Genomic DNA, 14,446 nt, shown 5'->3' with positions numbered 1-14,446 from the left:
TTTGCTCCATACGTTTTCGTGTTGGGTGTACCGATCTGTACGCTTTCCGATTCCGAAGGCGCCGGAGGCCGCAAATACTGGTCACCGAGTTGTTACAAATGGGGGGAGGACCGACCGACGTGGGTAGTGCTCGACCCTGGTTACTCCGCAGGTGAGCGTTCCATTGGCATCGGCATGATTCTGCAAGGCTCTGTCCGAATTCGGCAGAAAGCGGCCCATCAGACCGTATGTCCAGCAATAGGCTTGGCGTGTCCCGGCCATTGGGGCAGCGTGGCGCTTGTGGGTGGCACTTCAATGCCTGCGCCATCTACACACCATCTATTCCGTACCCCTTCTCAAGGGCGGGTCAGTTGCGAGCATTCGTATCTGCCCGCCCCTTTTTCTGCCTATCTCAAACCCCTTGTTCGGCAGGGTTTTGCGCATGTTCCGACTGATCGGTTTGCGGTCTTGCGGGCAGGGGGCAATGCCCCTCATCTGGGCGCGCAAACACCTCTACAAAAAGAAGGATGGGCAGGATGCGAGCAAAAAAGATTTGTATGGCCATGGCACTGTGCGCCGGTTTGGCGGCCTGTGGGGACAACCCGACGGAACAGGCGCTCTATGGCGGTGGGGCAGGGTTCCTGGGCGCCCTTGCGGTCGACGGCAACCCGGTCATCGGAGCGGCAGCTGGCGCCGCAACCAACGTCATTTATTGCAAAACACAAAACACCTGCAACTGACACCTCAGCTGCACGTCACATCCAGATCGCCTGCGGTCTGATCAAACACGCGCGAAACGCCGCTTTGGGCCATTCGGTCCGGGGCGGCGTTTTGCGTTCTCAAACACCCAAGACAAAGGACATCGCATGTTCAACAAAATCCTGATCGCCAACCGGGGTGAGATTGCCTGCCGCGTCATCAAGACCGCGCGCAAGATGGGCATTTCCACCGTCGCCATCTATTCGGATGCGGACAAGCAGGCGCTGCATGTGGAAATGGCGGACGAGGCCATCCACATCGGCCCTCCGCCCGCGAACCAGTCCTATATTGTCATCGACAAAGTGATGGACGCGATCAAACAGAGTGGCGCACAGGCGGTTCATCCCGGCTATGGCTTCCTGTCGGAAAACGCGAACTTTGCCGAAGCCCTAGCAGATGCTGGTGTTGCTTTTGTCGGCCCCCCCAAGGGTGCGATTGAAAAGATGGGTGACAAGATCACCTCGAAGAAGATCGCCCAAGAGGCAGGCGTTTCGACCGTTCCGGGTTACATGGGGCTGATCGAGGATGCCGATGAGGCGGTCAAGATCTCGAACGAGATCGGCTATCCGGTGATGATCAAGGCCTCGGCTGGCGGCGGCGGCAAAGGCATGCGGATCGCCTGGAACGATGATGAGGCGCGCGAGGGCTTTCAATCGTCCAAGAACGAGGCCGCGAATTCGTTTGGCGACGACCGGATCTTTATCGAAAAGTTCGTGACGCAGCCGCGTCACATTGAAATTCAGGTTCTGTGCGACAGCCACGGAAACGGCATCTATCTGGGTGAGCGTGAGTGTTCGATCCAGCGCCGGAACCAGAAGGTTGTGGAAGAAGCGCCTTCGCCGTTCCTGGACGAGGCCACCCGCAAGGCCATGGGCGAACAGTCGGTCGCATTGGCCAAGGCGGTAGGCTATGCCTCTGCCGGGACAGTGGAATTCATCGTCGATGGCGACAAGAATTTCTACTTCCTGGAAATGAACACCCGCCTGCAGGTGGAACACCCCGTGACCGAGCTGATCACTGGTGTCGATCTGGTCGAACAGATGATCCGCGTCGCCGGTGGCGAGGAACTGAGCATCAAGCAGGAAGACGTGACCCTGACTGGTTGGGCTATCGAAAACCGTCTTTATGCCGAAGACCCCTATCGCGGCTTCCTGCCGTCGATTGGTCGTCTGACCCGCTATCGTCCCCCGTCCGAGGTTGCCGCCGGTCCGATGGCTGCCAATGGTACCTGGCATGGCGATGCGCCTGAGGGTGAAACGGCCGTACGGAACGATACCGGCGTCTATGAAGGCGGCGAGATCAGCATGTATTACGACCCTATGATCGCTAAGCTTTGCACCTGGGGCCCGGATCGTGCTTCCGCAATCGAGGCGATGCGCGTGGCTCTGGACAGCTTTGAAGTCGAAGGCATCGGCCACAACCTGCCGTTTGTCTCGGCGGTGATGGACCACCAGATCTTCATAGACGGCAACATGACCACAGCCTTTATCGAAGAGCAGTACCCCGAAGGGTTCCAGGGCGTTGAACTGCCCGAGGCAGACCTGCGCCGCATCGCGGCTTCGGCGGCGGCCATGCACCGTGTTGCCGAAATCCGCCGCACCCGCGTGTCGGGCCGGATGGACAACCACGAGCGCAAGGTGGGCACCGAGTGGGACGTTTCGCTGCAAGGCGAAAGATTTGAGGTAAGCATCGCTGCGGATCAGCAGGGCTCCACCGTGAGGTTTGCGGATGGCAGTTCGCACCGCGTCGCCTCGGACTGGACGCCGGGCGATCAGCTGGCAAAGCTGGATGTCGATGGCAGCCCGCTGGTGTTGAAGGTTGGCAAAGTCTCGGGTGGCTTCCGCTTGCGCTCGCGCGGGGCGGATATGACCGTACACGTGCGCACTCCGCGCCAGGCGGAACTGGCCGCGCTGATGCCGGAAAAGGTGGCACCAGATACATCGAAACTGCTGCTCTGCCCGATGCCTGGCTTGATCGTAAAGGTCGACGTCGAGGTGGGCGACGAAGTGCAAGAAGGTCAGGCGCTTTGCACCGTCGAGGCGATGAAGATGGAAAACATCCTGCGCGCCGAGAAGAAGGGTGTCGTGTCCAAGATCAACGCAAGCGCGGGCGATAGCCTCGCGGTTGATGATGTGATCATGGAGTTCGAATAAACACTGCGATGGCTGCGATTGCCTGGATAAGCACGTTTCTGGCCGTCTGGCTGGGGTTAAGCTTGGTTGCGGGTTCCGCAACCAAGCTTGATCCTTTGGCGGTGATCTGTGTCGTATCTTTGGCTTTGGTCGTAGTTGTGTTGTTCTATAAACGCCGTCAGGAGCATGAGCTGCTTGATATGCTCAAGCGCGGTGGTGTGGTGCTGTTGCCCATTCTGCTGGTTATGCTCCTGCCAATTTCCCTGCTTTTGTTCAGCGACAGTTTGGATGTGCGTTTGCGTCAGGCCGGGTTCGCCGGATTGATGATCGCGGGCGGTTGGCTGGCAAGTTTCATTTTTCACGAAGAACGCAAGCAACGCGACCGCAAGGGGCAAGAGCTGGACCTTTTGCTTGCGTTGCGGAGCGAGATTTTCACGGTTGTCGAAAAGCTCGACAAACACCCGATCTCACAAAATGCGGTGTCTGTTCAGCAAAAGATCGTTCTGGGCGGCGATGACGCCGCATCTGCCTATTTTCCGTTCTCAGCGACGGAAAGTCCGGCAACGGTGTATGATGCCGTTTCCGGGCAGCTTCATGTTATCGCGGCAGAGGCGCTGGAACCTGTCTTGCGGTTCTATGCGGCTTATTCTGAATTGACCGCTATTGTTGAAGACACCCATCGCGACAGCTACGGCAAGCTGAACGCGCGACGTCGGGTCAACCTGCATCGCGAATTGACGCAACAACGCCGCGCGACCCTATATTGGGGGCTGCGGGCCTTGGCTGCGATCAATCTGCGGATTGGTGTCGAGAATCCAGAAGAACTTCCTAGATCGGGGTTCAATCAGGATTTGGTACTATGATGGCAGGATCAAAAATCCCCGCCGCCACCAGGGCCGCCGGGTGTCTTTTCGGGCTGTTTGGGCTGATAAGTCATAATCAGCGTCCTCTCCTGATGCGGTACGAGGGTGATCATATCGTACCTTCGACCTCCAATATAGGGGCGCGAAGCTTAACAATCAATCAATTCAACCCACGCCGCTCGCGGATTTCCCGCTCGCGCAGCGGGAATTTGTCGATTGACCGGCTCAGTTCGCGCACGCTCCACGGGAAGGGCTTGCGCAGTTTGACACCGCCGTCCTTGCCAATAAGCACCAGCTGGAAACCACGAGGCCGCAGTTTGGTCCGCAGCGCCGAACGTGCGCCCGGGTCGGTGTCGGTCAGGACCACGACATCGCGCTCCAGCATCTCGGCTTCGCCCTTCATCAGGATGTCGATCTGTTGCTGGAACCTTGGGTCCGCGTCGGTGTCGGCAAAGACGACAATGGGCCGGTTTGTCCATAAAAATTCACTTAAATCGCTGTCACCTGCTGGCTGCACAAAGATGGGCTCGCCAGGTTGTGTGGCGTCTGCGGCCAGCGATGTGACCGGAAATAACATCGATAAAACAAGGGCTAATGTGCGGGTCATTGGGTCTCCTGTTGGGTTGAATATAAACCCTTGTGGGATGATTGCGACCACTGATCTGCATGGTATCACCAAAAAGTTTAACGTTAATCGCTTCGTCAGGGGTTGGGCATGACTGTCATTGAATACCCCGGAACCGGTCGCCGCGCGCGGCTTTGGACAAAGGCGAGCTTATGGACGTTATTCTACACATCGGCGCACATCGTTGCGCGACCACCACCTTTCAGGCCTATCTACGCGAAAACGCCGAACGCCTTCGGCAGGAGGGGACCGTATTCTGGGGGCCGTATCGGACGCGCAACGGGCTTTTCAACGGCATTGTACCGGACAAGATGCCGTCTCTGCGCAAGAACCGTCAGAAACGTGGGGGTGGCCGAGTGCAGATCAACCTCGACAGCTGTGCGGCCCGCGGGGCCAAGCGTCTGGTGGTTAGCGAGGAGAACATGCTGGGCTCCGTCCGGCAGAATCTGCGCGACAAGGCGCTGTATTTGGGCGCGGGTGAACGAATGGCCCGCTATGCTGAAGCCTTCGATGGGCGGATCACTGATATTATGCTCAACATTCGCGGGCTTGATCTCTATTGGGCGTCGGCGCTTGGTTACGGGCTGACCCGTGGGCGCGGCGTCCCGGATGCCGAAGCGCTGGACCGGATGGCCTATGGGCTGCGCACATGGCGGGATGTGATCACGGACGTCAGTTGCGCTGTGCCCGGTGCGCGCTTGTGGGTGCTGCCGTTTGAAAGCTTCCAGGGACGGCCAGATGCGCAGCTGCGGTCGGTTCTGGGCTGCGCAGTGCCGGCTGCTCGCGGCGATGTAAGGTTGAACGCAACTCCTCGCTTGCCACAATTGCGGCGCGACCTGCCGCGCAATATCTCACGCAAGCTGCCCAAGGGCAGTGGCCGCTGGCTGCCATTCACCGAGCGCCAGACTGCCGCACTGCGCGAGGGCTATGCAGACGATTTGATGTGGTTGACCTCTGGGGCCGATGGAACGGCCTGGCTGGTTTATGACCCTGACAAAAAACCGGTGGGGCAAACCCTACCAAAAACGAATAGAACAAGAGGAAGACGCAATGACCAAGACCGACGAATGGCGGGCGCTGGCTGAAAAAGAGCTGCGCGGCCGCCCGGTTGACGATTTGACCTGGACGACGCTGGAAGGCATCGACGTCAAGCCGCTCTATACCGAAGAAGACACCGCGGACCTGCCACATATGGGCACCTTGCCCGGCGTGGGTCCGTTCACCCGGGGCGTCAAGGCGACCATGTACGCAGGCCGCCCCTGGACCATCCGCCAATACGCGGGTTTCTCGACCGCCGAGGAATCGAACGCCTTTTACCGCCGCAACCTAGCCGCCGGTCAGCAGGGCGTCTCGGTCGCCTTCGACCTGGCGACCCACCGTGGCTATGACAGCGACCATCCCCGAGTGGTCGGCGACGTCGGCAAGGCGGGTGTCGCCATTGACTCAGTTGAGGACATGAAGGTTCTGTTTGACGGCATCCCGCTCGACAAGGTCTCGGTTTCGATGACAATGAACGGCGCTGTGATCCCGATCCTGGCCAGCTTTATCGTTGCAGGCGAAGAACAGGGCCACGACAAGAGCCTGCTGGCGGGCACCATTCAGAACGACATTCTGAAAGAGTTCATGGTCCGCAACACCTATATCTATCCGCCTGAACCCTCGATGCGGATCATCTCGGACATCATCGAATACACCTCGAACGAGATGCCGAAATTCAACTCGATTTCGATCTCGGGCTACCACATGCAAGAGGCCGGGGCGAACCTGGTACAAGAGCTGGCCTATACCATCGCGGATGGCCGCGAATATGTGCGCGCAGCGATCAACGCAGGCATGGACGTGGACAAGTTCGCGGGCCGCCTGTCGTTCTTCTTTGCCATTGGCATGAACTTCTTCATGGAGATCGCGAAACTGCGAGCCGCGCGGACTCTGTGGCACCGTGTAATGACAGAGTTTGGCGCCAAGTCTGAGCGCTCGAAAATGCTGCGCACCCATTGCCAGACCTCGGGCGTGTCGTTGCAGGAACAAGACCCCTACAACAACGTCATCCGCACCGCGTATGAGGCGATGTCGGCAGTTCTGGGCGGCACGCAGTCCCTGCACACCAACGCTCTGGATGAGGCGATTGCACTGCCCACCGATTTCTCGGCCCGTATTGCGCGGAATACTCAGCTGGTGCTGCAGGAAGAAACCGGTGTGACCAATGTGGTCGATCCGCTGGCGGGCTCTTACTACATCGAAAGCCTCACGGCCGAGCTGGTCGACAAGGCCTGGGCGCTGATGGAAGAGGTCGAGGAGATGGGCGGCATGACCAAGGCCGTCGAATCCGGCATGCCCAAACTGCGGATCGAGGAATCGGCGGCGCGCCGTCAAGCGATGATCGACCGCGGCGAAGAGGTGGTTGTTGGCGTCAACAAATACCGCAAGGAAAAAGAAGACCCGATCGACATTCTGGACGTCGACAACATGGCGGTGCGCGACAGCCAGATCGCGCGTTTGCAAAAGATGCGTGCCGAGCGCGACGAAGCCGCCTGTCAGGGCGCGTTGGACGAACTGACCCGCCGCGCCAAAGAGGGCGGCAACGTTTTGGAAGCCGCGGTCGAAGCCGCCCGCCACCGGGCCTCTGTGGGAGAGATCAGCATGGCAATGGAAAAAGAATTCGGTCGTCACCGCGCCGAAGTCAAAACGCTGGCAGGTGTCTATGGCGCGGCCTATGAAGGCGACGAAGGCTTTGCCGCGATCCAGAAAAGCATCGACGAGTTCGCCGAGGCCGAAGGCCGCCGCCCGCGTCTGCTGGTGGTCAAGATGGGCCAGGACGGGCATGACCGCGGCGCCAAGGTGATTGCGACGGCCTTTGCCGACATCGGCTTTGACGTCGATGTGGGGCCGCTGTTCCAAACGCCCGCCGAGGCGGCGCAGGATGCGGTCGACAACGACGTGCACGTCATCGGCATTTCGTCTCAGGCGGCAGGTCACAAGACATTGGCCCCGCAACTGGTCGAAGAACTGAAGAAGGCGGGCGCCGGGGATATCATCGTGATCTGTGGCGGTGTGATCCCGCAGCAGGACTACCAGTTCCTTTATGACAACGGGGTCAAGGCAATCTTTGGTCCGGGCACCAACATCCCCGAAGCAGCACAGGACATTCTGAAGCTGATCGGCGAAGCGCGCAGCTAATCGTTGGGGAGGGGGCTGTCTGCCCCCTCTGCTCAAGCTTTCAGCATGAGCATTCACCCCCGACCGTATTTTGAAACAAGAAGAAGCAGCGGGCCTTGGCGCGCTGTTTTTTTCATGGCTAAGTCCGGGTAGGAGGACCCGAGAATGAAGTTGGATCATCTTGCTGTTGCGGGCGCAACGTTGGACGAGGCTGTGGCTCATGTCGAAAAGGCGCTTGGCGTGTCGATGGGGCCTGGTGGGCAGCATCCGCGATATGGAACCCACAACCGGCTGATCGGGCTGGAGGGTGGTCTGTATCTTGAGGCGATTGCTGTTGATCCGTCTGTTGACCCTCAGGACCAACCACGGTGGTTCGATCTTGACCGGTTTGAGGGACCTGCACGCCTGACCAACTGGATTTTGCGCGCCGATGACCTGATGGCCGAGCAGGCGCAACTGCCGGACCACGCGCAACGGGTGGTCGAGATGCAGCGCGGCGATCTGCAATGGCTCATGACGGTGCCGCGGGACGGAATTCTGCCCTTCGACAACCTGTGCCCGGCTGTGCTGCAGTGGTTGGGAACACCGCCGGCAGGCTCTATGGCGCCTTCGGGGTGCTCTCTGGATCGTTTGATCTTGTCGCATCCTGAGGCCCGGGAGCTTGGCGAGCTTGTCGAGGTCCTGATCCGTGACACGCGGATTGTGGTCGAGGCCGGAGCACCTGGCCTGAGGGCCGAGTTCACCACGCCGTCTGGCCCAAGGGTTCTGGCATGATCATCCGGCAGGCGCAGGACGGGGATGCAGGGGCAATCGCCGAGATCACCAACGCCATCATCCGCGACACCACGATCACCTTTACCACCATCGAAAAAGATGTGGCCGAGATTGCAGACACCATTTCGGCGCGCGGGCCTTGCTTCTTGGTCGCAGAAATGGACGGGCACGTTGCGGGTTTTGCGACCTACGGTGCATTTCGGGGCGGACCGGGATATGCAAAGACCAAAGAGCATTCGATCCAGTTGGCCCCACGGGCCAGGGGGCAGGCGTGGGACGCGCCTTGATGGCCGCACTGGAACAGGTGGCGCGGGATGACGGCGTGCATGTATTTGTCGCAGGGGTGAGCAGCAGCAACCCCAATGGTGTGGCCTTTCACACGGCCATTGGGTTTCACGAGGTGGGGCGTATGCCGCAGGTTGGGTGGAAGTGGGATAGGTATCTTGATTTGATCTTGATGCAGAAAATTCTGACCTAGGGTCTTGATCCAGGTGCCACTAAGACGCACCTGACAAAGGGTTTTCTCCACGATAGGGTAACTCCATGTCTTTATGGTCCCGCATCACCGACGCGCTTAGTGCGCTAGCTCAGGGCGAAAGCCTTAGCCAAGTGTTTGAAAAGCTGCGTTCACCGCCCGAACGCTCGGTGGCCTTTGCCATCGCCGTGATCGCGCTTGGGGCCAAGATGGCCAAAGCCGACGGGCAGGTCACCCGCGACGAGGTCACAGCTTTCCGCGAGGTTTTCCAAATCGCGCGCGATGACGAGGCGGGCGCGGCGCGCGTGTTCAACATGGCGCGCACGGATGTGGCGGGCTATCGTGACTACGCCCAGCAGATCAAGACGATGTTTGCCGAGGATCGTCAGACCCTGAATGACCTGATGGAGGGGTTGTTTCACATCGCCATGGCGGATGGGTTCTACCACCCCAACGAGAATGAGTTCCTGGGCGATGTGGCCGGGATCTTTGGCCTGAGTGAGGCTCAGTTCATGGGGCTCAGAGCGCGTTTTGTGCCGGATGCTCCAAATGACCCCTATGTTGTTTTGGGGGTCGAGCCGGACATGCCGCTGACCGAGATACGCAAGGTCTGGCGAAAGCTTGTGCGTGAAACTCACCCTGACGCCATGATCGCGCGCGGAGTTCCCGAGGAAGCGATCAGACTGGCGGAAAAACGCATGATCGATATCAACCGCGCATGGGACGAGATCAACGGCGCGCGGGTCTGAAGCATGCGGCTGGCGACTTACAACGTGGAATGGTTCGCCAATCTTTTCGACAAGGAAGATCGGCTGATTGCGGATGATGGCTGGTCTGGGCGCCATGACGTGACCCGAGCACAGCAGACCGAAGCGCTGGCCAAGGTTTTTACGGCAATTGATGCGGATTTGATTCTGATCGTCGAAGCCCCCAATACAGGGCGCCACCAAAGCACATTGCGGTCTCTTCATCGGTTCGCGAAGACATTTGATCTGCGAACCAACACGGCAGTCATGGGATTTGCCAACGACACGCAGCAAGAGATTGCGGTGCTCTATGATCCAACAAAACTGGACCTTCGCCACGATCCCGTGGGGAATGAGACTGGCAAGAGCGGTAGCCGCCATGCCCCGCGGTTTGATGGAACGTTTCGCATTGATCTGGACATCGACGCAACCGAGGATCTTGTGCGGTTTTCAAAACCGCCACTTGAATTGTTGGTGCGGACAGAGGCCGGGTTTCGGTTTCGTCTGATTGGCGTCCACCTGAAATCCAAAGCTCCTCATGGGGCCAGAACCCGCGACGAAATCATACGCCGGTCTATTGCCAACCGCCGTAAACAATTGGCTCAGGCGATCTGGCTTCGACAGCGGGTTGAGGCACATCTGGGTGAAGGCGAAGAGGTGGTCCTTCTTGGGGATCTGAATGATGGGCCAGGTTTGGACGAATTCGAACATCTGTTTGGCCGCTCGTCGGTGGAAATTCTATTAGACGCAGGCCTTTATGACCCGCATCCCTATGCAACAGAGAGTGGGCAGAACAAGGTCACAGCGCATTTTGAAAACCCTGATAACGGCACTTCGCTAAGTGCGCTTCTGGACTATGTTCTTGTCAGTTCAGGTATCCGGGATCGGAACCCCGTGTGGAGGATCTGGCATCCTGATCACTGCACCGAATGCCAACGCATGCCAGAGCTGCAGAATGCTTTGCGTACTGCCTCGGATCATTTTCCGGTGTCTTTGGATGTTGATTTGTAACCTTTGAAACCTGTCCTTGGGTGTCTATGTAATTGTCATGAGACAGATCATTGCACTTTCGACGGTTGGATTGCTCCTTGCTGCACCGGTGACCGCTCAGGATACGGATGGCATCGGGAATGACAAATCCCTGATGGAACAGGGGGCTGAGTTGTTTTTCAAAGGCCTGCGTCAAGAGATGGAACCAGCGCTTGAGAGTATGCTGGAAATGGCAGAACAGTTTGGCCCTTCGATGTTGAGTTTTCTTGAACAAATGGGACCAGCATTGGCCGATCTGGTGGACGAGGTTCAGGATTGGAGCGCCTATCACGTGCCAGAAATGCTGCCGAATGGGGACATCATCATTCGCAAAAAGCTACCCGAGGAGCTTGAGCCGGAAACCTCTGATCCGGATAGCACACCAGAGCAAACGGACATCTGACTAGAACGGGGGCTACCGCGCACGGGCGTCCCGACTTCGTCTGAAACCAAGAGCGCCTCCGAACGCCCCGAGAAAATCGGATGCATGGCAGGGTATTCGTGTCTCAAATGTAAGGGCGGACGCTTTAGGTGCGGAGTTTGACCACCAATTCAGCTTCCAAAGACTGCGCGAGCGATTTGAGACGGGCTTCGCCGACTTCGCCATAAAGCGCGCGTGAAGAACGGGGCAGGAGAAACTCAAGTCGCTTTTTCTTGGGATACCACCTGAGTTTGCCCAATTCGGCATCTTTCTGCATCCACAGCATTGCACCGAACCGCATGGCCTTACCCAAAATCTCGGCCTGCTTCTGGTCCTTTTCGTCCAACAACTCGTAGAGAGGTTCGAACCGGTTGCCTTCGCGCTTGTTGCGATAACGGTGCTGCAGGGCCAGCCCCAAAAACACGCGCTCCGAATGTTTCAATCCACCCAGGTTTGCTCGGGTTGCGTTGTCAAAACATACCTCGGCGCGATAGTCGGGATGGGCTCGCCAACTGACGTCGTGGAGAAGACAGGAAGCCTTGACCAAACGGACGCGTGATTGCGGTGCGGATTTGAACAAAGGCATCACGAAATTGAACAATTGCTTGCCAAATCCAGGAAGACGGGCGTCCTTCGACTCGGCAAAATAGGCGCTTTCGATCAAGGGGTCGCGCTTGCGCAGCCGATGGGGCATCTGCTCATACAGCAGACCTTCGCGAATGCCGTAGCTTGAAATCGCAATGTCTTTGGGTTTGAAGGTACGCAAAAGCCGGACCAGGACGTCCGCCGCGTATAGAACCAGCGCCATTCGTGACGCGGACACGCCCGCAGCACTGCGGATTTTGTCGGCGTTGCCCTCTACGATAAATTTGACGGTTTCGCGAACATCATGCGCAGTCATGCGGTATTCATGCAAAACCTTCAGAGGGTACCCGCGTCTTAGCATGTCGATCCGTGCAATTGCACGCCAACTGCCGCCAACCAGGAACAGTCGATCCCGCTGCGGGCCAAGTTGGTCTCGCAGGCTCTCCATGACTTCTTTGATATGCGCCTGACGACCTTTGCGACCACCTTTGATATCGCGAAGTTTCAGCGGACCCAATGAAGAGGTAACGCGCCGACCAACCGAGTTGTCGGAAATTTCCGCCAGTTCCATCGAAGAGCCACCGATGTCGCAAATCAAACCATAGGCACCTGGCCATCCCAACAGAACCCCTTGGGCGGAAAGGCGGGCTTCTTCCTCGCCATCGATAACACGAATCTGCAGGCCTGTTTCCTTTAACACCTGTTCGCAAAAATCATGTCCGTCACTGGCGTCGCGTACGGCTGCGGTTGCCACCACGTGAAGGGGGGCAGTTCCAATCCTTTGGCGAGGTGCTGAAAACGATGCAACGCTGCCAAGGCTCGATCGCGTCCTTCGGGGTTCAAGCGACCTGTTTCGGACAGCCCTGCGCCAAGGGCACACATGATTTTTTCGTTGTAGAAATAGGCGGGCGATCGAGCAGCACCATCAAATACGACCATGCGGACAGAGTTCGACCCAACGTCGACCACGCCAACCCGGGACAAGTGACGCACACTTGGGTCATCAAACAAGGGTCGCCCAAAAGCACCCCATTCGGGCGCGGAATCATCGATAATCTGGTCCATTTCATCCCCGGATCGGTCGATGTCACAGTGCGAAATCTGCATGTCTGCGTCAATTGTCATCGGGCGATCCTGCTAGGGTTCAGAAGTTGTTTTCATTCAAGAGCCGGGCGGCAAACGCCCGTGAAATGACCCGCCGCTCGGAAAGGGCCACCCGATCCAGACGTTCAACCACTTGCGCTGCCGTGTCGAATTGACGGTCGATGTGCTTGACCAGATAGGAAATCACATCCGGTTTCGGATTGAGCTGCCGGTCGATGAACAATTTGGCCAGAACGGCACACAACAGCGCATCGTCTGGTGGATCCAAGGCCACATGGTGGGCGCCCTGTACGCGGCTTTGAAGATCCGCCAGCGGTAATTCCCAGAACTTGGGTGCCAAGCGACCGGTCATCAAAAGGGCATGGCCCTCGGCCAGAACCAGATTGTGCAAGTGAAACAAGGTTTTCTGCTTGTCCGGATCGTCGGCAATTTCTGGGACATTTTCGACCGCCACCGGCCCTTGGGCCAAGGTGGGCACGTCGTCATGTCGCAAATCTATTGCCTTGATGATGTGGCCACCCGTTTCGCTCAGCCCACACATGAGCAAGGTGTGTCTTGCCCGATCCCGCGGGGCCAGTAAGCACCAGTTTATTCCCTGGCCAACTTGACGCCGAGATCATTGCAACTGCCAGCGCATTGGCTGGAGAGACAAAGAAATCTTCTCGCCCCAGGGCCGTTTTGGCGGGCAAGTCGAAACTGAGCTGTTGGGCCATTTATTCGGTGTCCTGTCCCGAAACTCCCCGGTACAGGCGGCTGTCCATGTATTGGGCCGTGGCAAAACGGGCCACCACACCCAGAGCGGCGGCAACTGGAACGGCGATCAACATGCCAACGAAGCCGAACAATGCGCCGAAAACAGACAGAGCCAGCAACAACCAGACAGGGTGCAAACCAACCGAGCTTCCTACCAGCTTTGGCGTAAGAACGTTCCCTTCGATCACCTGGCCAAAGGCGAATATCGCGGCCACGATTCCCACAGAAACCCAATCACCCCAAAACTGAAACAGTGCGAGGCCAATTGCCAGGGCTCCGCCGATAAGAGCACCGAGATAAGGAATGAACGTCACGAGGCCGGCTATGAAGCCCACGACAAGACCAAACTGTAGTCCAACAAGGATCAGAGCGACGGCATAATATGTTCCCAGAATCAGGCATACCGTTCCCATGCCGCGCACAAAAGAGGCCAGAACCTTGTCGATGTCCGTTGCCAGAACGCGAATGACGCCGACGTGGTCGCGTGGCAACAGCTCGTCAATCCGCGCGATCATACGATCCCAGTCCAGCAGTAGATACACGGCAACCACTGGAACGATTACCAGCAACACAACGACGTTGACGGCAGACCCTACCGAACCCAACAGGGATTGGAGGAAATCGCCACTGCGGGTCTTAAGCGTTTCACCGATGGTCGCGAGTACTTGATGCACGCTCGATTCCCGATCCTGAAGGGACGGAAATTTTTGGTCTACAAATGCTTTGAGGTCACGAAACAACTGCGGCAAGATCTCGATGAGGTCAATCAGCTGAGTTATCAGCGCAGGCACCACCATCAGCGTCATGATCACGAACAGCAAAACGGATGCTACCGTTATCAGACCGGTTGCCGCCATCCGCGACAGTCCCATATTTTCCAAACGGTCAGCGATGGGGTCGATGAAATAGGCGATTGCCCCCCCAATCACGAAGGGTAGCAACACATCGCCGAGAAGCCACAGGATCAGGACAAAAACGAGGGTGACGACACCCCAAAACCTCAGTTGCTCTTTGACTGTCAGGGACATAACCGCTCCGCAACCCG

The 14,446-nt window shown here is 57.9% G+C and carries 11 protein-coding genes and 3 pseudogenes; 10 read left to right on the top strand and 4 right to left on the bottom strand.

What is annotated here, in order from left to right:
- Positions 1–515 precede the first annotated feature (515 nt).
- The 3 genes from ACZ1HE_RS14480 to ACZ1HE_RS14470 all read left to right on the top strand — a co-directional run bounded on the left by ACZ1HE_RS14480 (position 516) and on the right by ACZ1HE_RS14470 (position 3,733).
- Entirely contained in the window at positions 516–719 is a 204-nt protein-coding gene (locus ACZ1HE_RS14480; protein WP_472621857.1) for a hypothetical protein, read from the top strand.
- A 126-nt stretch (positions 720–845) separates the two neighbouring features.
- Positions 846–2,891 (top strand): acetyl-CoA carboxylase biotin carboxylase subunit, encoded by a 2,046-nt coding sequence (locus ACZ1HE_RS14475; RefSeq protein ID WP_472621855.1) that lies wholly within the window; start codon positions 846–848, stop codon positions 2,889–2,891.
- Between the two features lie 8 nt (positions 2,892–2,899).
- Positions 2,900–3,733 (top strand): hypothetical protein, encoded by an 834-nt coding sequence (locus ACZ1HE_RS14470; protein WP_472621853.1) that lies wholly within the window; start codon positions 2,900–2,902, stop codon positions 3,731–3,733.
- A 160-nt stretch (positions 3,734–3,893) separates the two neighbouring features.
- Here the strand turns inward: ACZ1HE_RS14470 and ACZ1HE_RS14465 are convergent, their stop codons facing one another.
- Positions 3,894–4,340 carry a DUF4174 domain-containing protein gene (locus tag ACZ1HE_RS14465; protein ID WP_472621851.1) on the bottom strand — a complete coding sequence of 149 codons (447 nt, stop codon included), beginning with the start codon at positions 4,338–4,340 and terminating at the stop codon, positions 3,894–3,896.
- 170 nt (positions 4,341–4,510) lie between these two features.
- Between ACZ1HE_RS14465 and ACZ1HE_RS14460 the strand changes: the two genes are divergently transcribed.
- From ACZ1HE_RS14460 to ACZ1HE_RS14430, 7 genes and pseudogenes are all read left to right on the top strand, one after another.
- Positions 4,511–5,443, top strand: a complete 933-nt coding sequence (locus tag ACZ1HE_RS14460) for a hypothetical protein (RefSeq protein ID WP_472621849.1) — start codon at positions 4,511–4,513, stop codon at positions 5,441–5,443.
- Positions 5,409–7,535 (top strand): methylmalonyl-CoA mutase, encoded by a 2,127-nt coding sequence (gene scpA, locus ACZ1HE_RS14455; RefSeq protein WP_108787187.1) that lies wholly within the window; start codon positions 5,409–5,411, stop codon positions 7,533–7,535. The genes ACZ1HE_RS14460 and scpA overlap by 35 nt, the downstream gene beginning before the upstream one ends.
- A 144-nt stretch (positions 7,536–7,679) precedes the next feature.
- Positions 7,680–8,288, top strand: coding sequence for a VOC family protein (locus ACZ1HE_RS14450; protein WP_472621847.1), 609 nt, complete (start codon positions 7,680–7,682; stop codon positions 8,286–8,288).
- Positions 8,285–8,766: pseudogene (locus tag ACZ1HE_RS14445) on the top strand (GNAT family N-acetyltransferase). Before ACZ1HE_RS14450 ends, ACZ1HE_RS14445 begins: the two are co-directional and overlap by 4 nt.
- Before the next feature lie 65 nt (positions 8,767–8,831).
- The gene (locus ACZ1HE_RS14440; protein WP_472621845.1) at positions 8,832–9,512 is read left to right on the top strand and encodes a TerB family tellurite resistance protein; all 681 of its coding nucleotides are present in this window, start codon (positions 8,832–8,834) and stop codon (positions 9,510–9,512) included.
- 3 nt (positions 9,513–9,515) lie between these two features.
- Positions 9,516–10,520, top strand: coding sequence for an endonuclease/exonuclease/phosphatase family protein (locus ACZ1HE_RS14435; protein WP_472621843.1), 1,005 nt, complete (start codon positions 9,516–9,518; stop codon positions 10,518–10,520).
- 37 nt (positions 10,521–10,557) lie between these two features.
- Positions 10,558–10,941, top strand: coding sequence for a hypothetical protein (locus tag ACZ1HE_RS14430; RefSeq protein ID WP_472621841.1), 384 nt, complete (start codon positions 10,558–10,560; stop codon positions 10,939–10,941).
- Between the two features lie 124 nt (positions 10,942–11,065).
- On the opposite strand, the pseudogene ACZ1HE_RS14425 reads toward ACZ1HE_RS14430, so the two are convergent.
- The 3 genes and pseudogenes from ACZ1HE_RS14425 to ACZ1HE_RS14415 form a co-directional block, all read right to left on the bottom strand.
- Positions 11,066–12,609 (bottom strand): annotated as a pseudogene (locus ACZ1HE_RS14425) (Ppx/GppA family phosphatase).
- 79 nt (positions 12,610–12,688) lie between these two features.
- Positions 12,689–13,361: pseudogene (locus ACZ1HE_RS14420) on the bottom strand (P-loop NTPase family protein).
- Positions 13,362–14,429, bottom strand: coding sequence for an AI-2E family transporter (locus ACZ1HE_RS14415; RefSeq protein ID WP_472621839.1), 1,068 nt, complete (start codon positions 14,427–14,429; stop codon positions 13,362–13,364).
- Positions 14,430–14,446: the final 17 nt, after the last annotated feature.

The organism is Falsiruegeria sp. JB4-1, from assembly GCF_055693495.1.
Note: the sequence above shows the minus strand (reverse complement) of the source record. Positions and strands in the feature narration are given on the sequence as shown.